Origin of the sequence: Dorea sp. 210702-DFI.3.125, from assembly GCF_020560945.1 — a bacterium.
In the GTDB taxonomy this organism is placed as follows: domain Bacteria; phylum Bacillota; class Clostridia; order Lachnospirales; family Lachnospiraceae; genus Dorea; species Dorea formicigenerans.
Map to the genome: position 1 here is coordinate 1 of NZ_JAJCNF010000110.1, position 306 is coordinate 306.

1 protein-coding gene is annotated in these 306 nt (G+C 49.7%); it reads left to right on the plus strand.

The window, feature by feature from the left end; genetic code table 11:
* The coding region (locus LI164_RS16520; RefSeq protein ID WP_227087389.1) for a DUF4368 domain-containing protein at nucleotides 1-306 on the plus strand (306 nt) is incomplete at both ends.

Consider the following 306-nt stretch of genomic DNA (forward strand, 5'->3'; position numbering starts at 1 on the left):
GGGAAGCAATGGAACGCTCCCTTACAAGGGACGAGGAACGGATTGAGGTTCTGGACAAAATGGTCATGCGGCTGTATGAGGATATGATTGCAGGGCGTATCAGTGAGCAGAATTTCAATACCATGCTGGAAAAGACACAGACCGAGCAGACGGAACTTAAAACAAAAGTGTCCGAGGGCAGAAAGCGGCTGTCCGATGAAGTCCAGCTTGCCAATGACGCAAAACAATGGGTGGAAGCCATTCAGGAATACGCCAACATCACAGAGCTGGACGCAGCCACCCTTAACCGCTTAATCAAAGAAATCG